Origin of the sequence: Arthrobacter sp. WCS2018Hpa-7 (assembly GCF_031843805.1) — a bacterium.
Classification (GTDB): Bacteria; Actinomycetota; Actinomycetes; order Actinomycetales; family Micrococcaceae; genus Arthrobacter.
Genome location: NZ_JAVTJB010000012.1, coordinates 53816 through 75178 on the forward strand (window position 1 = coordinate 53816; position 21363 = coordinate 75178).

Here is a 21363-nt window from a genome sequence, read left to right on the forward strand (position 1 = left end):
CTCCTTCACTTATCGCCGGGAAGCCACCAAAAGGATCCGCCGAGGATTCACGAATTCCCCGAACTACAAAACACGTATCCTGTTGCGCAGTGCCGCCAGAACATCGGCGTGCACATCCGACGCGACAGAACATCCACCACAAACCAGTAAGAGCCACCTAGGCAGGGTGGAGTGCTGTAGTGTCACCCGCCATAATCGCCGATACCTCAGGATCCTCCCAGGTTATGGGTGCGTAGATCTGCCCAATTTGCTGGATCAACTCAACGCATTCAGCGACGTCGGCTTCCGGGACACGCTTGAGTTTATGGATAAACCAGTGCTTCATGAAGGTCTGGGCGCGACCTGCTTTGTAGTCCGGCATCAGTCCGACTTCCTCAAGCCACGCGGCGCGGGCCGTCTCCAGGGGCAAATACTTTCGGTAGAACCGGGGACCGAGTGTATTTACCACAGAATTCTCCACCGCACCGTAGTAGATGTGTATCGGCACTTCGAGGACGTCTATTCTGCGGGCGTAATGTACCAACTGCTGGAAGAAGAAGGAATCCTGTCCAAGTGCTCCTACGGGCTGCTCAAGGTGAAGGTTCTTCAACCACGCCGAATTGAGCACGGCGGCTTGGATGCTCATCGGATAGAAGTCCAAGCGACTGAGGAGACTTTCCGACAAACCATCGCCCTCTACGAGCGAGATGTCCAATTGGCGGCCCAGTTTTCGGGAGTTGTGGAAAGTCCTGATGCCGTCCGAGTATCTGAGCATGTCGCCCAATGCCAAGTCCAGCGATTCATCAACAGCGAGCTGCACCAGCTTTGCATAGCCGTCATAGATCGCTTCATTGTCTGGGTCCAAGTAAGTTACCCAAGGTGCTGTTGACAACTCCAGCCCCTTATTTCGTGGCCGGGACGCACTACCGGAACCAGTATCCCCAAATTTGAAGACAGTTACCTGGCTGTACCGCTCTGCCAGTTCATCGAGTATTTGATGCGTGCGCAGATCGGTAGATCCGTCGTCAACCAGAATGATCTCCATCTTGGCGAAGATCGATGAGCGTTCGAGGGACCTAATGCACTTATGAAGAAGGAACGGGCCGTTGTTATGAACGGGTACGATGACGGAGAGTATCGCTTCGGAGGTAACCGGCGTCGAATCAGCCAGCACCAAGTGATCTGCACGTCCGGCAATGCCCAACGGATCGAGTACGTAGCCGTTGCCTTGAACGCGATCACCTCGAAGATACGCTTCGCCGGCATCGGAGGCGAGCCACAATGCGCCAGCAGAAGGTTCTGGCAAGGTGGAAAACGACTCATGCTCGGGCATTAGGTCTGTGTCCATACCGGTATTCGTCAGTGATTTCGTGACGAAATCAACATCTGCGTACTTGAAGGCGTTGACCAAATCCTCAACATACGTCGGGGCGTACCTGAACCGATCCGAAACGGGTACGGCTATATCAAACTCCCTGTACCGTTGGCGCAACTGCTCCGGGCTAACCGTTTCGATTCCACTGACGGTCTGCTCCCGAACGGAGCGTTGCAGTTCCTCGGAAGGCGACTCCATGACAGCGCACACCCGCACCGGAGAAGCCCCCGCTGACAGGCCTGCGGCCTCCAAGATCTCTCCCATGCGATCATGAGCAAGATGATCGGTATAGGCCCGTCTGAGGCCTTCCATTTGTATCTCGTAGAGGCTGGTCTTGGACATTCCGTCCAAAACGTCGCGAACGTCGGACGTTGTCTGCGCCGTCAACACGTTAGGGAATCTGTTGTTTACACCCACGTTGTAGTTCGACAACACCATCGACCCCATGGCTTGGAGCTCAACAACCCGGTTCGCGTACATCGAAGCGCTGGATATGACGGAGTTCAGGTTGATATTGAAGTCGGAGATCCGCTGGAGCTTCAAAAGCAGATCATGGTCAACCGTGGGCACCACATGCTGAAGGTACTCTTCGGGGAAAAAGTACCTGCTGTTTTCCAGCGACCAGTTGCGGTCAATGATCACGAGGTCTCGAGACGATTCGAGGACGCCATCAAAGATGGCTCTCGCTCCCGACCGTCGTGCGGGATACCGCTGCGTGTGCCATGAGCCAGCGAACAATACATCCGGGAGACGGTGTCGGCGTGAGTACACCGGTGAGTGGTGATAAGGATTTACACCGAAGCTCAACACACCAATGGAAGTTGCCTCCGGGCAATCCCGGGTGTAATCAACGACGCTTTCTGCCGCGCAGGTGAACACATGGTCGGCTGCCTTGGCGATGCTAAGGAATTGGCTGTAGTTTGGCGGATCCTCTTTGGAATAAAAGGCAACTGGTGTCCCTTTGGCCTTGAAGTATGGAACAACCTCTTCGAGAAGAAATTTCCTCTTCTTCGACTCCGGGGTCGCAAGGCTTTTCCATTCACCTCTGAGTCCACGCCAAGTACTCGCTATGAGCAGCAGCCCGGCATTGTCGGCGATCTCTTGGTAGTTTTCCGGGGTTACGTAGCTCAGTTTGGCGGTTGAGTCGAAGCTCTTGTAAAGAAACTCATCGGCAATAATGGCGACGTCAACCGGATGTGGCCGGAGGCTTCTGGAACCCAGGGTTTCGGGAATATCGTCCAAAATTGGACGGAGGTCCTCGATGTAGCCCTGGATGTGTGACGCGTTCCGCCGGGCCAAATACTTACGTTGTGTGGTCGACGGCAAAACAGGTTCGCCCGCGAGTACGGAATCCACATAAAACTTTGAGGTGTAAAATCCCTGCCGTGAGTCTGACGCATTTTGGTAGTATTCGAGTTCTTCCAAACGCTTTTTAGCCCGCCACAGGCGATTCTCCGTGTCCCCGCCCATCAGGCTTTTCCCCGTCCTTGGCGCCTACGCAGGCGCCAATACTTCAACTGCAGCGCACCGAGCGCTGACTTAGACAATGCGGTGAGTTTGTTTTGCGCATCTTCGAACGCCCGCGACAGTTCGTTCAGCTGCTTGTCACGCTCGGCCAGTTCTCTCTGGCTGGCAGCAAATTTCTCACGGTACATGTCCAGTTTAAGCCGAGCCGTAAAAAGCTCCTGGCTAAACTGCCGCCGTTCGGCTACCACAGAGGCCATCCCCACTTCCCGCTGGTATGCGTCACGCAATTCAGCCTGCAGTTTTTCGATCTGGACGTTGTGGGCAAGCGCCGCACGGCTAACGCCCTGCCGAATCCGCTCGACGTCCCCGTTGGTACGGTCCATGAAGTAGTGAGTCTTCCTCTGTGGTAGCCGAAGTGCCGCTAGTTGCCGGCGTGGACGACTGTGGCGGCCGCGTCTACACTTGCATCCGGTCCCCAGATACCACGGGAGTCAATTACCGTTTTGCCTGCGTAAGCCGCCGGAGAGATGGACTTGAATTCGTCATGGTCCACCAGGACCACAATGACGTCAGCTTTGGAAATAGCTTCTTCGGTGCCGACGAGCTCCACGTTGGAGCGGTCCCGAAGAGCAGCGGGAAGGGCCTCGACGTGCGGCTCCACGACCAGGAGTTTTGCCGACGGGAGCTGCTCAGCCAGTTCGGCTGTGATGCCGATGGACGGCGACTCGCGCAGGTCATCGATGTTTGCCTTGAACGCCAGGCCGAGCGTGGCGATAACGGGTGCGGCTCCAATATCTTCAGCAGCCTTGCGTGCCTTAGCCACGACCCATTCCGGCTTGGAGTCGTTGGTAATACGGGCTTGGCGGATAAGCTGAGCTTCCTCCGGGGCCGCGGCCACAATGAACCACGGGTCCACGGCGATGCAGTGACCTCCCACGCCCGGACCTGGCTGCAGGATGTTGACCCGCGGGTGGTGATTGGCCAACCGGATCAATTCCCACACGTCGATGCCCAGCTTGTCACTGATGATGGAGAGTTCATTTGCGAAAGCAATGTTCACATCGCGGTACGAGTTCTCAACGAGCTTCGCCATTTCAGCCGTCACATCATCGGTGACCAGAATTTCCCCTTGGCAGAACACCGCGTAGAGGTCTTTCGCCAGTTCCGCAGCAGCGGGCGTAATGCCACCCACAATGCGGTCATTGGTGACGAGTTCGATCATTACGCGGCCGGGCAGAACTCGCTCGGGGCAATGAGCAAAATGAATAACCGGTGCCCCATCGGCACCATCAAGTGAGAGGTCAGGCCTCAGAGCAAGAATGTAATCAGCCATATGCCGCGTAGCGCGCGGCGGCGAAGTCGACTCGAGGATAACGAGTTCGTCGCCCTTGAGCTGAGGAGCGATTCCGCGGGCTGCTGCCTCAATGTAGCTCAGGTCGGCAGAGTGGTCATCACGGAACGGCGTGGGCACGGCCACGATGTAGGCCTCGGCAGACGGAGTTTCTGTTGTCGCCTTGAGGTGTCCTTGGCTCACGGCACCGGCCACGTGGACACCCAGATCGGGTTCCACGAACGGGACCTCTCCACGATTTACGGCATCAACGGTGTTCTGGTTTACGTCAATACCTACGACGTTGATCCCGTTGGTCGCAAGGATGGCGGCAGTCGGAAGCCCGATATATCCAAGGCCAACAACAGCTACTGTTTTGATGTTCGTCATTTACTACCCCTTTTTTGTTAAACAGTGATGTGTTCTTTGGGATCTCCAAAGAACCTGATTTCGCCGGACGCGGCCAGTTCCTCATCTGAGACATCCCAGGTATGACCGTCGCCCTGCCGGATCTGGCAGAAGTTGAATCTGTCGGCAGAATAGATGAAGCCACCCGCGGCGGTGACAGCTTTAAGGAAGCCTGTATCTTCTCCACGGTTGACAGCTTCAAAAGGATTGGATTCAAAGACCTCACGTCGTGCCGTGATAGTTGGTCCTACCACGAAGCGGGTTAGGTGGTGTTCCATATGGGCGATCCGGAGCGCCGTCGCCTTCGTTGACACGAAGTGCATGTAGTGGGCTTGCTTACCCACCACGTCTGCCTTCGAGTAATCCAGTGCATGCAGGAGGTCCACAAGATATTGCGGACCATAGTAGTCATCGTCATCCATCTTGGTGAGTACTTCGCCAGAAGACGCGGCGACGCACCGGTTCAGGCATTCACCCAGCGTCAGGTCCCTGGTCGCGGACAGGAGCTTGAAACGCTGAACCCCGTACTTTGCGGCCAGATTCTCGACATGTTCCAGCGTTACTTCGAAGCCGTGTGTTAGGAGGACCAACTCGACGTCAACGTCCGACTGGCTACCGACGGTTGCGAACACGTGCTCCAACTGATGCGGCCGAATGGTCGGAACCAGTGCACTAACTGTTGGCAGCGCAACCGATCGCAGCAGCTCTGGGAGAACTGATGCGACTATTAATTCCGCCCTGTGGGCATATGTGTGCTCGTTCCAGATTCGTCGTTGCCCCCTGTGAACTACTCGATCATTGAGTTCGGAGCTGCGCGCCAACATCCTGATCTGGTGTTCGCCTTGCTCTCGCGAGCCCGCTACGAAGACCTCATCTGGCTCAAAGAAGTGACCGATGGCTGCACTCGGTGTTGAGACGATCGGTGTCCCCGAAGCGGTGATCTCAAAAATCCGTCTCGCGCACATGCTGGGAGACTCAACAACAGAATTGACGTTGAGAAATACCTTGTACGCTCGGTACGCGGTAAGCATTTTCGCGTAATCCAGACTACCGACCACATTTTCGTTGAACGGTACTGGGAACTGGTAGCTGGAATCGCCACCAAGTTGGCGCGAAAAGATGTGCAGCCTTGGCCCTGACTTAGACGATGCATCCCTCGCTGCGTTAAGAAGCAGATCCATTTGCTGACGGCGTTCCTGGTACTTATGAGCAAAGTACATTCCGGCGAAGGCCACTCCTCTTGAGTGACGTCCTTGTCCGATTCGAATCGGATTATGGATTGCCGGCTGCGCGGCAAACGGCAAAGCCGCTATGCGGTCATGGCCCAGATCCCTTTGATAGGACGGAATACGGTCTGAGTCGCTCGTGAAGACCATGTCGAACTCACGGGCAGCCGGCAGGAAGTCATCGTAGTGAGGCGGATCCTCTTTGTTCCAAAAGACCGTTGGGATCTGATGCGCCCGGCACCAGGCCATCAATTCCAAGAACTCCGGCTTGGGTCCGGATGTGCCCATGAGCTGGTACTTCCAAGAGCCCTGGTTGCCGTTCCAGGCTGACTCGACGAACAAGAAATCGATTGGCGTTGCCGCTAGTTGCTGCCGCCACGATTCTTTTCGCAGATGCAACAAGTTCCATTCAAAGGAGAAGGCAGCATTCGAAAAGTCATCCAGAATCACGCCGACTGTGAGGTCCTGGCGCCGGGGATCCCGATCAGGGACGCGAAATGGCCCAAATGCCGCCAGGTTAGTCGTCTCAGAGCCGGAAGCAGAACGGGTCTTGTTTTTGCTGCGAGAGCTGTCGATTCGCTTCTCGACTCTTTGTCTCCTACGCCACTCCATAAGCTGGTTCAGGCCTCCTTGCCGGAGATGCCAGGCAGCTTTTCGCATGTCCTCGATAAGCAGCATGTCAGCGTCCTTCCATCCGGCGCCCGCTGGCTCGCTCGAGCACACGTGTGGCGACAAGGTTTGCACGGGCTTCATCCTTGATACCTGCGGCCGTGAGATTGTTCCCACGGGAGAGGTTGGATGAAAAGTCCTTATAGGTAGCAGTCGTTTCTTCAGCGGGGCCGTCCATGATGAGCTCCCCCTTATCCAGCCAAATCACCCTGCTGCACATGTCCCGGATGGTGTCCAGGCCATGACTGACAATGAAGACGCAACCCGCTTGAGCGCGTAGCTCATCCATGCGCGCTTTGCTGCGATTGTTGAACTGGGCATCTCCGGTGTTCAACGCTTCATCGACCAAGAGGATTTCCGGATTAACGGATGCCGCGATGGCAAAGCGCAAACGGGAAGCCATACCTGAGGAGTACGTCTTCATTGGCAGGAAGATGGCGGAATCCAACCCTGAGACTTCGACGATGCTGTCAAAACGTGCGTCGATTTGCTCTCTGGTCATGCCCATAGCGAGACAGCCCAGCACAACATTTTGATCACCGGATAGTTCAGGGACCAAAGCGGCATTCACGCCAAGCAGAACGGGGGTGCTTGACGCGTAGACAGCACCATCGGTAGGCGCAACCTGGCCGCTGATCAACTTCATCATTGTGCTCTTTCCAGAGCCATTACGGCCGATGATGCCCACAGATTCGCCCCTCTCCACTACCAAGGAGATCTCTTTGAGCGCAGAGACGGTGACCAGGTTCGGCCGTTCCAGGAGGCTTGTGATTCTGCCCCTGATGCCGCGTCTGCTTGACGTGCTGCGTCCATCAGAAGAGGGCACCCGATACGTCATCCGGACCTTGTCGATGACGACGCAGGGAGGGCCGTCCAAGAATGCAGTTGAATCAATCGCGCCCATAGGATTCCTCCCCTTGCCAGAAGAATACGAAGCCAACCAAGAGGGCTCCCAGCGCTACGACGCCCAGGGTTGCCCATGACTCCCAAGCGGGGACACGGTCATAGAGGACACAGCTACGAACGATGTCAATGACGTTGAATAGCGGATTGAACTTCATTACTGCGAGAATCGTCGGATCCGAGACAAACCGTTCGTAGGAGTAGAAAACAGCAGAGCCATACATCCAAGCACGAATTGCGAACGGAAGAAGATGAGTAACGTCATGAACCTTCGAGATGACACGTGCGAGTATCAGTCCGATCCCAAGATTAAAGATTCCTTGAAGAATCACCGCAGGAATGGTGAGGAGCCAGAGGAGGCTGACCTTCTCCGCGGGCGGCACTATGACGATGAGAAGAAGCATGCCCAATATCAAGGGCACAGCTGAGAGCATCTCACGCATGTTGGCACCCAAAGGCAGGGCGGCCCGTGGGAAATTGAATGCTTGGACGACGGCCTTGCCGTTGCGTATTGATCGCGCACCTGAAGTGATCGCACCAGAGCTGAACTGGAAAAGGAAGATTCCAACCACCAAGTAACCGACGAAATTGTCGATGCCATGGCTGGTCTGCAGCAACAGTCCGAACACGAAGTAATACGTCAGTCCGTTAAAGACGGGGTTCAACAGTAGCCACGCGCTACCTAGTCGGTCTTTCCGCGTTCCACTCTGCACGCGAGCCCGGGCGTCGTAGAAAATAAACTGACGGTAGTCCCACAGCTGGACCAGATAGTCCAGAAACCCCGGACGGGACCCCACCCGGGAGAGCTTCCTGATGTCCACTGACAACGGCTGTATTGCCGCCGGCGGTGGAAGCTTAGCCTTCTTTGCCGACACTAAATGGGTCTCCTAGATCGTTTCGAACACACGGTGTCGCAAGCTCCAGCCAACTGAACCAGTACGTCGTCGTGAGGGCACGCAGGCGCCGCAGGCGTTGCCATGTTGTTCCCTGACATCAGTTGCCCCTCAATGTCTCGTAAGCCTTGCCATACAAATCTGCGTTTGCCTTCCACGTCCGGGTGTCCAAGACCCCCTGACGGCCGGCGGCGCCAAACTGCAGACGCAGGCCTGCATCCTCAAGCAACTCAAACAGCGCCTCAGCAAGTGCGTGAGGATTCTGCGCCGGTACCAGGCGGCCGTTCACCCCGTCATGCACGATCTCCCGCAAAGCATCAAGACCGCTTGCCACCACCGGCCTCCCCGATGCCAATGCCTCAACCGGTTTCAAGGGCGTGACTGCCCTCGTTACGGCGAGGTCCTTTCGAGGCACGACGAATACGTCCAGAGCTTGGTGGAAGAGATGCGCTTGCGCTGGCGGCACCCGCCCCGCGAAATGAGTCCGTTCCGACAAACCCAGTCGCCGGACCTGGTCTTGAAGAGCAGGAGCAGCCGCCCCATCTCCCACAACGATCAACTTCAACTTTGACAGCCGAGGTGCAAGCAGCGCAAATGCTGTGACGAGATCATCAATCCCTTCATAGTCCACAAGGCTGCTGACAGTACCTATGTAGAGTCCGTCCGGGTCAAGACCCAGGGCAAGTCGCGCCGCTCTATGCTGCAGGGGTGCGTCCAGGTAGGACCCGCCTACAGCGTTCGGACAGATGAGCACCTTGCTGGCGGGGACTCCCGACGCAACGATATTGCTCTTCATGGTCTCTCCAAGAGTTACCACCAAGTCGGCACTACGCATGACTTCAGCCTCGCGCTCCGCGAACAATTGGTAGCGTTCGCTGAGCCGTGCATCATTTCCGCGGGTTGATGCCCAAGTATCGGCCAACTGCCCACGAACTTCGTAAACCCAAGGTACGCCCAAAGCGCTGGCTACTTCGCGCGCGACCACACCGTTAACGAAGTGGGTGGTCGTATGGAGAACGGCAGGCTTAAAACTGCGAGCTACTTTGAGAAGTTCATCTGCTTGTTGCTGCAAACGACCATCCATGGACTTGGCCATACGACTTGGCAGAAGGCGCGTGTAGTGGATCCCATCCACCACGTCATCGTTCCGCGCAGTGAGCGCACCGATCTGTACCGGATACCCCAGGCGGGTGACGGCCAACGTCTCCCAACCGGCCTTCTGTTGGGCCGTGAGGATCGAGTGCGTTCGCTGGGCATAGCCGCTGCCCGTGTGGGGCACTGAATTTGTCAAAAGGTGCATCACGCGGCGTGGCTGTGGCTCCGAGCCGATTTTTGGAAGAATGGGACGCCAACCTTGGAAGACCCTTAGCTCTGATTCAAGGCGTTTTCGCTGCTTGGCCATGCCTGCGGACTGACCTGTTAGAGCCTTTACGGCTCCGGACATGTCGCCGTCATACCACTTGCGTCGAGCCGAAGTCGCGGGAGCCTGACGTGTTCCCACTGCCTGCCGCAAGAATATGTCCGACCATTCAGGTTGTCCTGCCGCAAGAGCAACTTCGCTTGCCTTCCGAGCCTGTCCAGCCGTAATTTTCTGAGCCGCGGCACTCTCGAACCGCTTCACCAGCCCCCGAGTATCACCGGCAGCGTGGCATGCGAGCAAAAATAGCGGCTTAGCTGATCTTGGCGCCACCTTGGCGACTATGGTCGCAACAGGTCCAACGATCGATGATGGCAGCCGCCGAAGCATCAGCAGCACCAGCATGAACGGTGCTTCCGTCATGTGTTCAGAAACTGTGCTTGCTGCCAACTTGAAGTTGTTCAGGATGTGTATCACTTTGACTCCCGCCGTCCTGAGGCATGGGAGTTCTTACTAACTACGGTGGCGATCTCCTGCATATATTGCAGGGCAAGGTGCGCATAGTCCGCGTGCTCGCTTACCCAGTCCCGACCACTTTTGCCTGCTGTAAGCCTTTGGCGGTCCTGGGCAAGCTCGCGCCACAGTTGAGCAACAGCCTCCGGATTGGCGTGAACCACATCACCGGCCTTAGCTTCGCGGATAATTCGTTCGGCCTCACCGCGAACGATTGCGGTCACGTGCCTGCCGATGGCCAGAACCTCGTAGGTCTTCGACGGTACGGTTGTTTCAAAAGACTTCCAGTCATCGCGAAGAGACACTATGCATGTGTCCGTTTCCCGATATTTTTCCAGCACAGCCGGTCCGTGAAGCGAGGGATAGAACGTCACTGGCGCATTCAGCTCTCGGGCTAGCTTGACCAGTTGAGGCCTGGTTGTTCCTTGGCCGACCAGGGTTAGATGAAAGCCATCACCCAACAACGCGCTGGCTCGGATAAGGATGTCCAATTTCTGGCTCTTGCCGTGATTTCCGAGATAGAGAGCACGGAACTCCTTCCGGTCCAGAGCAGGCGGCTCAAGGAATGGGACGGTGTGGAGGTCCAGGCCATTGCTTACCGTTGCTACGTGTTTGATGCCCCTCGCTCGAAGCGTGTCAGCGAATCCTTCTGTCACAGTCACGACCAGATCTGCACGTTGCTGCAAGAACTCCACAGCGTGCTCAACTACGCTCTTTACGCTGCCCTGGACGATGCGGGCGTCCCGCGCGAGGTCCGGCCAAGCATCACGCATCTCCACAATAAAGGGGACTCTCCTGAGCTTGGACAGAACGTACCCGGTAGCCAAAGTGGGGAGACTGGGCGCCGTGGCAAGGATGGCGTCGGGCTTCTTTCCTCCAAGACCAACGGGCACGGACATAATGGCAGAGAAAAGCTGATCCATGAATCGGGCCAGGGACGAAGTGCCCATGTGCCGTAAATAAGGGACACGGCGGATGGTCTCTCCGTGGAGACCGCGTTGGTGCGAAAAAGCGAGTCCCGCTTGCCTGCGGGGCAGATTGCGCCGGCCGTTTGGGTAATGCGCTACAGGTGCCACAACGTCAACGTCCCAGCCAGCCCTACGGAATTCTCGAGCGAGAGATGCCCATCTACGTTGAGGCGGGCTATGTTCGGGCCAGTAAGAGTGCGTGAGGAGCATCAGGCGCATCGGTGAAGCGGTAATTTCCGCAGCCTTGTCCCCGATGAGGGAGTTACCCATGGGCCTACTTGCCGTTGAGGCGGGGGCGAGGGCTCCCTTTGGAACGCAGAGCCCGGAAGTAGGCAACACCCAGCAGAATCAGCACGAGAACAGTAACCCCTTGAACGATGGGGTTATTTTCAGCGACGGGTGCCAGCGCGACCTTCAGCGGACCCGCAATATCGGCGCTGGCAACAGGTGGCGCAGCTGACTTAGTTGCTGACGCCGTCGGCGTCGGGGACGGTGTTGGCTCTGTCGGAGCCGACGTGGTTTCCACAGGCACCAGAGGTTCTTCAACGAAGCCTTGAATCCCGGCGTCCGTAGGCAGGACCGGCAACAGCGGTTCCTGCGCGGGAGACGCGGGTGCGACCGGCTCAACGACCGGAGGGGCTGCGGGTTCCTGGACGGGCGGAACAACAGGTGCCGGCTCTATTGACGGAGGAACGGGTTCTGGGCTTTGCTCAGGCTCCAACGGGGTCAGCGTAGGCGACGGCTCCAAAATGGGAGGGACAACAACAGGCGGTACCACTGGTTTAGTCGGGGTTCCTGGATCGGTTGGTTGCCCGGTTTCGCTCCCGGGGCCAGGCTCCAACTCGGTTGCGATGGCGGGCTGGATGCCGATGAGCGCGATGATGGCCAGCAAAAGGACCACGAGCACGGCTTGAACACGTTTGATTCCAGTGCCCAACTTTCCCCCCGTTGTATATGTTTTAGAACGCTATCGACGATCCATCTTTCGCTGCCACCTGAGACATGATGGCGCACAGACGTCCCCCTCCGCGGAGGGGCGACCCGCATTAGTTTATCGTATGGACTAGACCCAGCTCCCCTCAGCCGCAGAGACCTCGTACAGAGCCCACCGCACTGGGCCTGAAAATGCCTCCCTTGGTAGAGTCGTCTCTGCCGATGTCGATTCAGAGGAATACATGACACCCCCAAACCTCTCCCGACAATCATGGCCGCAGAAGCCATCTTCCAGAGGAGCAGGGCGATGGTCGCTCGCCATGCTGGCGGCCCTCCTGATGGTCGCGGGTGTGACCTTCGTCCCCTTGGACAATCACTCCCCTACCCCCAACGCCCCAGACTCTCCGCCAACCCAACCCGTCAGCGGTTATTTCATCACGGCCAACACCGACCCTTCGGCTAACCGAGAGAAGATGGCAGAAATGAGTGCCCTTGGCGGAGATACTGCGATCACCTTCGGCACCCTGTTGAGACCAACAACGGAGGAATCACTTCCAGCCGACTGCGTCATCGAGGGAACTGCTTGTAGCAAATTCGTCAGCACCTCCATAAGTGTTCATCGATACTTCACTTACTCTGACGGAAGCCACTGGGGTGACTCGATGCTGAAATGCCCCAAGGACCGCAGTGTCTCCTCAAATGGCAAGACCTACACCGTCGTGGTCCTGCCCACTGAGGGGCGCGGCTGCACCTCACCTGACGGAACTTATGACGTGGTGATAGTAGGGGGAAGCAAAGAGTCTGCCGAAGATCCAGCCACAGCTTTGTCCTCGGCAGCAACGGAGCTGAACATGAAGTTCTACGCGGGACTCCCAGCACCGGTTAAGCGGACCGACGTGGACTACCTTCCCGATCTGTCATATGTGAATACCCTTGACCTCTTTACGGAGCGTTTCCTCGAATACCAAGCCGCCAATAATGACGTTCCGGGTCTTGCAGGCTTTTACCACCACTTCGAGATGCCGATCAGTTCCAATCCATTTTTTGACCCCGTCCTGTCTCTCTACAAGATGCAAAACAAAGCAATACAGCGAGTCCTTCCGACCCGATCAGCTGTCATTAGCCCATATATCGAGTCAAGATCGTCGGCATCAAACGTCAGCCCTCAGGATGCACGGCTTGGAATGCGCCGGATCGCCCAGACCTCGGCCGGCCTGGCGCTGAACATCGCGATCCAAGACGGCATGGGAACGGGCAAGGGCGCCGCGTATCTTCCCAGTGAGGCAGCCCGGTCCGTGGATGCCTTTGCAGAGACCATTGTCGGGAAGGGGACCTGGGGTGAGAAGTATGTGGCACCCAACAGGGACTACTTCCGGGCAGCAGCAGATGGCATCTCAGGCACAGGTGCCGTCCTGTGGGCCAACTTAGAGGGCATGGCTCCTGCCACAAAGACCAATACATGTGGCAATAGCCTTCGTGGGCAAACCACTTTGGCAAGAATGGATCGACAGTTGCAACAGATGGCTGATGCCGCCAAAGTGATTTCTTTCATGTGGGATCCCTACTTCACTTGCAAAGGCACCGGCACACCCCTGAAGGAGCAATTGCAGTCTCGTCACCAGGCACCCATCGTGACTGACGCTGTTGTGAACGAAAGCACAGGCTTGGTCAACGTCATTGGGTTTAATTTGTCCGGTCGTAAGGCAACAGTGAAGTGGACCTCCATAGACGGCGCATCTCATGAACGTGCATCAGAGCCATCAGACAACGTGGAAAAGCATGGTGAGGACAGAGGCCTCAACCCGAAACTGGAGTCGATTACCATACGTCTCGATGGCTCAACGTTGCCCCCTGGAACCTCATACATCGTGAACGTCAGCAGCGAGCAGAACGCCGGACTGGACGCGGAGTTTGCGGACGGCGTATTTGCACCTTGATAGAATCAACACTGCTGATGCCAACACCAAGGAACTCATGACGCTCCCGAACGACACCGAAAATCCCACTGCAGAGTCCCGTCCAAGACGGCAAAAAAGCGGAAAGAAAACCGTCCGGAACGTCCTTCTTGGCTTCGCCGCCGCAGTGCTCGTAGCTGGCCTAATCGGGGGTGCCTACTTTTATAACCTCGCCCAGACATTCAACTCGGGCACCACCAAGATTGAGACTGCATTCCCTGAAGAGTCGACACGACCTCAGAAAGCGGACCCAGTGAACGGCACTGCCGCCATGAACATCCTTGTGATGGGCAGTGACACCCGCGGGTCAGCGGAACTCGACGTCGATACTCAGGCCTCCACAGATCAGCGCGCCGACACTTTGATGCTGGTGCACATCCCGGCAGACCGAAAGAACGTCTATGCAGTCTCGCTTATGCGTGACCTATGGGTAGATATTCCAGGACAAGGCGAATCAAAGATCAACTCTGCTTTGGCTCTCGGCGGCGTACCGCTGATGGTCCAGACTGTAGAATCCCTGTTCCAACAGCGCATTGATCACGTCGCCATGGTCGACTTTGAGGGCTTTAAGGGCCTAACCGACGCCCTGGGTGGAGTCGAAGTCGACGTAAAGATCCCCTTTGCACCGGCCAAGGGCCCCATGAAGGGCCACTACTACGACGCCGGAAAGCAGACGCTGAATGGCGACGAGGCACTGGCTTTCGTCCGTGAACGTATGTCCTTCAGCGACGGCGACTACCAGCGCGTGCGGAACCAGCAGGCGTATATGAAAGCAATCATTAGCAAGACGATCGCACGGGAAACTCTGACCAACCCGGTGACCGTCAACAGCATGGTTAGCGCAGTGTCGCCTTTCATCAGCGTCGACAAGAGCTTCGACGCCGCCGCCATCGGTAGCCTTGCCCTTGGTATGAAAGATCTGCGGGCAAGTGACACAGTAATGTTCACTTTGCCCACTCTCGGAACGGGCAGTTCAGCTGACGGTCAGTCAATTGTTGTCGCAGACACAACAGCCATAGCGGAGATCGCTGGAGCCCTTTCAAAGGACCAGCTCGGCGCCTACGTCACCGCCCACGCTCTGGAAAAAGGAAACTAGCACCTCAGCAGAGGCATATGTTGCACGGTCTTGCCCCTGTACGCGCAATCGTCGCGTGCAGGGGCTTTCCTTTGTGGGCTCTGGTTAGGGAACTGGGAACAGCTCTCGTTATAGGCAGTCCATTACCCAGCTTTGCCGACGGGGACCCCAGCGGGCATCAATCGCTATGATGCGCCATTCTCTTGGCAGAACCCGTTGGCTCGGATTGCTTCCACAACTCCAGCAGCCTCGGTATCCGCTATGGGATCATCTGCGCGGTTGAAATGCTTGACTACAGTAGCCACCAGCGCTTTGTCGCTGCCGCCTTGGAGAATGGCGGCACAGACATAGCGTGAGTTAGTTGCAATCTCTTCCTGCGTGAATTTTGGAGCCACAGGAGAGATGCGCTTCATAAGGTCAGCGCTCTGCTCATCCGTCACTTTGGGGACAGCTGGTTTGGACTCCGTAGTCGTAGGCTGGGGCCCGGCCTGGCTCGGGGCGGAGCACCCAGCCAGGGCGAGTGTGATCAGGGCAGCGGAGAGTGCGCGTCTCATAACTGTGGTTTCTCCTGGGAGGTAGCAAGTGCAGGTCGTGGGCACGTGGCCCGCAGACGACACTATCCGATGCTGCGCCACGGACCCACTTGCCACCCTTGCTTAGGGGTCTGACCTCCCTCGTGGTGACTCGATCTGCAGCCACCGGGCCCCGGGCGCTTGGCAAGGGCGAAGTTCAAACCACTAAGTCCCGCCAACTGTGCATTGGCGGGACTTAGTGGGTTTGGGTAGATCAGAGAACTACGATGATTAGGCTCCAACGCTCGAGTTGGAGTATCCGATTTGAATTTTGGACCCTGTAGGTAGAGTGCCAAGCGCTTGGCTAAGGACGATCTCGACCATTGTGACGATGATCGTGGTCGATGACTTGCTGACCTTATGTAGGGTGACCTGGCCCAGTCCCGGTACCTGAATGACTGTGTTCGGGGCAACCGAAGCGTTGATTGACGGCAATCCAGCGATCCTGAGATTCGTGAATGTCGAGGTGTCGGTCAGCTTAACGGGGCCTCCACTCGGAGCACGACTTGCGCTGGTTTCTGCCTTGATAGCCTCAACCTGTATGGCGCCGTTGAGAACATTGACTCCGCCGATGGTATTGACCACAGTGCTCTTTGCCTCAGGCGTCAGCACGCCCGTAGCTGTCGTCACCGAAGCTCCAGTCGAGACCACAGCAGGAATGTTAACTCCGGCCACATTCGCCGACGTCGTTCCTCCAGTGCATTTGACGGACGCCAGTGCAGTCGGGCCGGACCCGATAAGACCGGATGCCAGAGTTGCCCTTGTTCCATAACCTGTCCCAGCGAGATAACCGGTCTGCGGCGGCGTCAACTTGACGTTGCTAACTCCGAGGCGGATGTCTGTTCCAACCTTTAGGCCAAGAAGCCCAGCTTTAAGGATCTCTACCCGCAGTGCTGTCGTGGAGACTTGGTAGGTGGTGCCGACCAGGCGCTTCTCCTGCCCATTCAGTGTAACTTTTCCTACCGAACCCAGAAGCGGCACTTTGAGGTCGATAACGGTATTGGCGGCCGGGTTGGCGTTCACAGCAATGCCCAACACTTTGAGGTCAGCGATTGTTGTTTGATTTGTCCCGGCAAAAGCACCTGCCGTGTTCTTCTCAGCGGTGCTTTCGGAGGTTATGGCTCCTGCTGTGATGAGACCACCCAGCAGGTTTGCCCCGGCTACGGTCGACTTCCCCTCTATACGTTTACTTGTCGTGGTGAGCACTGTTTTGACAGTCGTGGTTGCATTGCCGACAGTTCCAACGGCTGGGACGTTAAGCCCGCTGACGTTGTTGGAGGCTGTCTTACCCGTAGCGCCCGTGCAGGCAATGCTCGCGCTGGCAGTAGGACCGGAAGTCAGTGTTTTGTCGGTGTTGAAAATGTAGGACCCGTATGCGGACCCTGCAAATCCAGTAGTGATTTGTGCCGGCGTAATGCTCGTAGTGGCAAAGGCCGATGAGGTGGCGCCGCCCGAAAGCGCAAGCGCAAGAGCGCCCGCTAAAGCGACCATAGAACGTTTCATGTAATGCCCCCAGTAGTAGAACACGATGCAGCAATGGTGATCACACCGTAACGTCCAAGGTTCCCACTGGCAATAGACCGAAGAGCCAAGAAGTTTTTCACAATTAAAACTTGTGATTCTCGCATAACTATGAGCAACTTTTTCATCACAATCTCTAATGTTCGTCCCCTTGCTTTGGCCCTGACACCCGTCGAGCCCCTAGAGCTTCACCCCACCCCACGCCACCCGACCGTCATCGATAGCATTCACCCGCAATCGCATACGGGCTATAGAATGCCCGTAGAGACGCGCTTCAGCGTCACGACTTCCGGGGGATTCCTTGAGTAATGTTTTGGGTGGTTCGCGCGCGTTCAGGGCGGCGGACATAGGACGACTACGGCAGGCAGTTGCTGGGCTCGGCACCGCCGCTTTGACCCTGGCACTAGTGTTGGGAACGGCTAGCGCGCCGGCAACGGCTGACGCCGTCAAAGATGTTTTCTTAGTAGGTGAGCAGCCGGCTAGTATAGCCGTGAATTCGGTAACCGACACAGCCTACGTGTCGACTTTAGGCGGCATTTACAGCATCAGCGCGGTTGGCACGGCGAATGTGTATCAGCCCGATGTCATGTGGTCGCGCATCGCTGTAAACTCGGCGACGAATAAGATCTACGTCAGCGATTCCAGTTCGGTCGCAGTAGTTGACGGCGCGACCCACGCGGCCACCACAGTCACACTTGGCGCTAACGCAGACGTCATTGCGGTAAACGAAAAGACCAATAAGGTCTATGTCAGTACTGCAAATGGCCTCAAGATCATCGATGGCGCTACAAACGTGGCCACTCCGATCCTGAACTCCGCCGGTGCGCAAGACATTGCAGTCAATACCGTCACCAACAAGGCCTACGCTCTTTCCGCCGGGACTGTGAAAGTCATCGACGCCAGCGGAAAGATCACGTCAACAGTGTCCGTGGGTGCGGGCGGGATCGGTGCTATCGCGATCAATCCGTCAAATAACAAGATCTACGTCACGACGACCCCAAAGTACGGATCCAGCGTCAAGGTCATCGACGGTGCCACTGACAAGATCACGCGATCCATGGCATCCGAAGGCCCACTTGGAACTCTGGCGGTAAACCCCGCCACCGACAAGATCTACGTCGAATCTGGTACTTGGAACAGCGACGGATCCATCAAGGTAATCGACGGTGCCACCCTGACGGAAACTGCGCACATAGTCACGGCTACCCGGGTTCGCAGCATCGTGGTAAACCCGTCCAACAACAAGATCTACGCCACCATGACTGGCCGTGGAACCACCGTCATTGATGGCCGAAATAACACCAGCAGCGCGCTTTACATGGGCCAGGAACCCGACGCTGCAGTCGTGAACACGTCCAACAACAAAGTTTACGTGGTCAACTCCGAGAGTGATTCTGTGGGCGTCATTGACGGAAATGCGGAACAGCCCGTCAAGAACGACTTCAATGGAGATCTCAAGGCCGACATCCTGGCCAGAGATGCAGCAGGGGTGCTCTGGCTCTACCCGGGCGATGGCTCCGGCGGCTGGCTGCCGCGCCTCCAGGTGGGACAGGGATGGAACGTCATGAACGCCCTCGTGGCTCCCGGCGACTTCAACGGAGACGGCAATGCCGATGTCTTGGCTCGTGATGGAGGCGGAGTGTTGTGGCTCTACCCAGGCACCGGCTCCGGCAGCTGGCTCGCTCGTGTGCAGGTCGGCAGCGGCTGGGAAGGCATGAGCGCAATTGAGGCAATTGACTTTCATGGTGACGGATTTCCTGATGTCATAGCTCGTGCCCGCGATGGCGCGCTCTGGGTATATCGCGGAGATGGCAAGGGCGGTTGGTTGTCCCGGATGTGGGCCGGTTCCGGCTGGACCGGAATGTCCGAGATTACTGGCGTAGCTGATTTCAACGGTGATGGGGTCTCCGATCTCGTAGCCCGCGACGGCGCCGGAACTCTGTTTCTCTACCCGCCCAACGGCTATGGAAGCTGGCTCCCAAAGCAGACCATTGGACAGGGATGGCACAGCATGAACTCACTCGTTGGGCCCGGCGACTTCAACGGCGACGGCAGGGCCGATATTCTCGCCCGCAACGCTGCAGGCGAGCTGTGGCTGTACGCCGGCAACGGCGGAGCAGCCTGGCCTACCGCGAGCAAAGTGGGATCTGGCTGGAACGGCATGACTGCCATCCTCTAACCCGCACCACTTGATGAAAATCAACGGCCAATCCTGATCGATCAGGGTTGGTCGTTGGTCTTTTCACTATAAAATCCGACTATCGACGCGCAGGAGCGTCACGACTACTGGGGGAACTTATGTCTGTTGCTTTGGATGAACCGCGCGCGTTAAAGAAAGTAAATCAACGACGGCGGCTGGCTGCGTCTACGTCTGTGGCCGCCGGTTTGGCGCTGGCGTTGTCGCTGGGAACGACGACGGCGCCGGCCACGGCTGACATTATTGGGGATGATTTCCACATTGAGGGTGAGGCCGCATCCATCGCACTCAACTCCACAACAGACACAGCGTACATAAGGTCAGATGGCGCAGTGCTCAGGGTCAAAGACCGCGGCTCGAGTCAGGTGAAGTGGGTGGGTGACTCGCCTGGGGTGTTGGCCGTCAACTCGGCGACGAACAGACTCTACGTCGCAAGTTCTGACGCATCGATGATGGAAAGAAATGCCCTTGTAGTGATCGATGAAGGGACTCAGGAATCCACCCTAATTCCGTTCGATTCATACGTCGGTGATATTGCTGTGAACGAGAAGGCCAATAGGGTCTACGTCAGCACAGCGGCGGGGATCACCGTCGTAGATGGAGCCACCAATACCCCGACTCTCGTGGCGGGTTCCGCAGGTTTTGGCAAGATCGCTGTCAATCCAGTCTCAAACAAGACATACGTTCTCTCCAGCGGTGGCGTACGTGTCATTGATGCATCTGGAAAAATCACCTCAACTCTGAACGTCGACGGAATTGACGTCCTTAACTGGGCAGTGAATCCGGTGAAAAATAAGATCTACATCACAACCAAGACGATATCCGGTTCCAGCCTCAAAGTGATCGATGGCGTCAGCGACACAATCACCGCCTCGCTATCTTGGGACGGCCCCCTGGAGAGCTGGACCCTGAATCCGGCGACAGACAAGCTCTACATTGGTTCGGCTGCTGCATCCAATACTGGATCCGTCCGTATTGTCGATGGGACCACTATGAGGGAGACAGCAAAAATCCCCACGCCTACGCGGGTGAAGAAAATCGTGGTGAACCCGACGAATAACAAAATCTATGTTTCAATGGCCGACCGAGGTACCACAGTCATTGACGGTCGGAACAACGGCACAACGACGCTGAGGATTTCGCCGTGGCTCATGGCTGCCGTAAACCCGTCCAACAACAAGGTCTACACGGTGGTCAATAACCACATATCCGTCATTGATGGGAATACACAACCGCCCGTCAAGAACGACTACAACGGAGATCGCACGGCGGACGTCATCGCCCGGGACTCGGCCGGACTGCTGTGGCTCTACCCCGGCGACGGTTCAGGTGGATGGCTGCCCCGAAAGCTGGTAGGACAAGGCTGGAACATCATGACAGCCATCGTCGCACCCGGAGATTTCAATGGTGACGGCAAGGCAGATGTTTTGGCCCGCGATGGAAGCGGACTGCTTTGGCTCTACCCGGGTAACGGCTCGAGTGGTTGGCTTTCACGCGTCCAGGTCGGAAGTGGATGGGAGAGCATGACGGCAATTGAGGGCATCGGACAGTTTAACGACGACGAGTTCGTCGATATCGTTGCGCGTTCCAGCGAAGGCTTGCTATTTGTCTATCGCGGCGACGGGAACGGCGGTTGGCTGCCTCGCTACTATGCAGGTTTTGGCTGGAACGGGATGTCCGAAATTACAGGCGTAGGAGACTTCAACATGGACAGCACTCCTGACATTGTTGCTCGCGACGGGGCCGGCGCACTCCAGCTTTATCGCAACGGAAATGGTTGGCTCCCGACGCAGCAGATTGGCCAGGGCTGGAACGTCATGAACTCCTTGGTTGGTCCCGGTGACTTCAACGGCGACGGTAAGGCCGACATCCTGGCGCGCAACGCGACTGGCGAGCTATGGCTTTACGCAGGCAGCGGGGGTGCAGCATGGCCTACGGCTACAAAGGTGGGCACAGGCTGGAACGTCATGACGGCCATTCTCTGATTCATTTCGGTTTGACGAGGTAGAGAGCGGCTGGCCC

At 56.9% G+C, this 21363-nt stretch carries 15 protein-coding genes; 4 read left to right on the forward strand and 11 right to left on the reverse strand.

From position 1 onward, the window contains the following. Positions 1–157 precede the first annotated feature (157 nt). The 9 genes from RQH14_RS14040 to RQH14_RS14080 form a co-directional block, all read right to left on the reverse strand. A complete protein-coding gene (locus RQH14_RS14040; protein WP_311213797.1) occupies positions 158–2824 on the reverse strand; it encodes a glycosyltransferase in 2667 nt (888 codons plus the stop codon). Further along, entirely contained in the window at positions 2824–3204 is a 381-nt protein-coding gene (locus RQH14_RS14045) for a hypothetical protein (RefSeq protein WP_311213798.1), read from the reverse strand. The genes RQH14_RS14040 and RQH14_RS14045 overlap by 1 nt, the downstream gene beginning before the upstream one ends. Positions 3205–3242: 38 nt before the next feature. Further along, positions 3243–4541 (reverse strand): UDP-N-acetyl-D-mannosamine dehydrogenase, encoded by a 1299-nt coding sequence (gene wecC / locus RQH14_RS14050; RefSeq protein ID WP_311213799.1) that lies wholly within the window; start codon positions 4539–4541, stop codon positions 3243–3245. Positions 4542–4558: 17 nt separating this feature from the next. After that, the gene (locus tag RQH14_RS14055) at positions 4559–6463 is read right to left on the reverse strand and encodes a glycosyltransferase (RefSeq protein WP_311213800.1); all 1905 of its coding nucleotides are present in this window, start codon (positions 6461–6463) and stop codon (positions 4559–4561) included. A gap of 1 nt (position 6464) precedes the next feature. Then, positions 6465–7358: an ATP-binding cassette domain-containing protein gene (locus RQH14_RS14060; protein ID WP_311213801.1), complete on the reverse strand. Its 894-nt coding sequence runs from the start codon at positions 7356–7358 to the stop codon at positions 6465–6467. After that, entirely contained in the window at positions 7345–8232 is an 888-nt protein-coding gene (locus tag RQH14_RS14065) for an ABC transporter permease (protein WP_311213802.1), read from the reverse strand. The genes RQH14_RS14060 and RQH14_RS14065 overlap by 14 nt, the downstream gene beginning before the upstream one ends. 118 nt (positions 8233–8350) lie before the next feature. Continuing rightward, positions 8351–10030, reverse strand: a complete 1680-nt coding sequence (locus tag RQH14_RS14070; RefSeq protein ID WP_311213803.1) for a glycosyltransferase family 4 protein — start codon at positions 10028–10030, stop codon at positions 8351–8353. Between the two features lie 50 nt (positions 10031–10080). Further along, positions 10081–11358, reverse strand: a complete 1278-nt coding sequence (locus RQH14_RS14075; protein ID WP_311213804.1) for a glycosyltransferase family 4 protein — start codon at positions 11356–11358, stop codon at positions 10081–10083. 4 nt (positions 11359–11362) lie between these two features. Then, positions 11363–12025: a hypothetical protein gene (locus tag RQH14_RS14080; protein ID WP_311213805.1), complete on the reverse strand. Its 663-nt coding sequence runs from the start codon at positions 12023–12025 to the stop codon at positions 11363–11365. A gap of 238 nt (positions 12026–12263) precedes the next feature. Here RQH14_RS14080 and RQH14_RS14085 point away from each other — a divergent pair, with 238 nt between their 5' ends. Both RQH14_RS14085 and RQH14_RS14090 read left to right on the forward strand, forming a co-directional pair. Then, complete coding sequence (locus RQH14_RS14085; RefSeq protein WP_311213806.1) at positions 12264–13958, forward strand: hypothetical protein; 1695 nt, start codon at positions 12264–12266, stop codon at positions 13956–13958. A gap of 37 nt (positions 13959–13995) precedes the next feature. Further along, positions 13996–15072 (forward strand): LCP family protein, encoded by a 1077-nt coding sequence (locus RQH14_RS14090; RefSeq protein WP_311213807.1) that lies wholly within the window; start codon positions 13996–13998, stop codon positions 15070–15072. Between the two features lie 164 nt (positions 15073–15236). On the opposite strand, the gene RQH14_RS14095 is transcribed toward RQH14_RS14090, so the two are convergent. Together RQH14_RS14095 and RQH14_RS14100 are read right to left on the reverse strand one after the other, a co-directional pair. Then, positions 15237–15605 carry a lipoprotein gene (locus tag RQH14_RS14095; RefSeq protein WP_311213808.1) on the reverse strand — a complete coding sequence of 123 codons (369 nt, stop codon included), beginning with the start codon at positions 15603–15605 and terminating at the stop codon, positions 15237–15239. A gap of 249 nt (positions 15606–15854) precedes the next feature. After that, positions 15855–17126, reverse strand: a complete 1272-nt coding sequence (locus tag RQH14_RS14100) for a choice-of-anchor P family protein (RefSeq protein WP_311213809.1) — start codon at positions 17124–17126, stop codon at positions 15855–15857. Between the two features lie 508 nt (positions 17127–17634). On the opposite strand from RQH14_RS14100, the gene RQH14_RS14105 reads away from it, so the two are divergent. Both RQH14_RS14105 and RQH14_RS14110 read left to right on the forward strand, forming a co-directional pair. After that, positions 17635–19323 carry an FG-GAP-like repeat-containing protein gene (locus tag RQH14_RS14105; protein WP_311213810.1) on the forward strand — a complete coding sequence of 563 codons (1689 nt, stop codon included), beginning with the start codon at positions 17635–17637 and terminating at the stop codon, positions 19321–19323. 119 nt (positions 19324–19442) lie between these two features. Beyond that, positions 19443–21326: an FG-GAP-like repeat-containing protein gene (locus tag RQH14_RS14110; RefSeq protein ID WP_311213811.1), complete on the forward strand. Its 1884-nt coding sequence runs from the start codon at positions 19443–19445 to the stop codon at positions 21324–21326. The last annotated feature ends 37 nt before the right edge of the window (positions 21327–21363 follow it).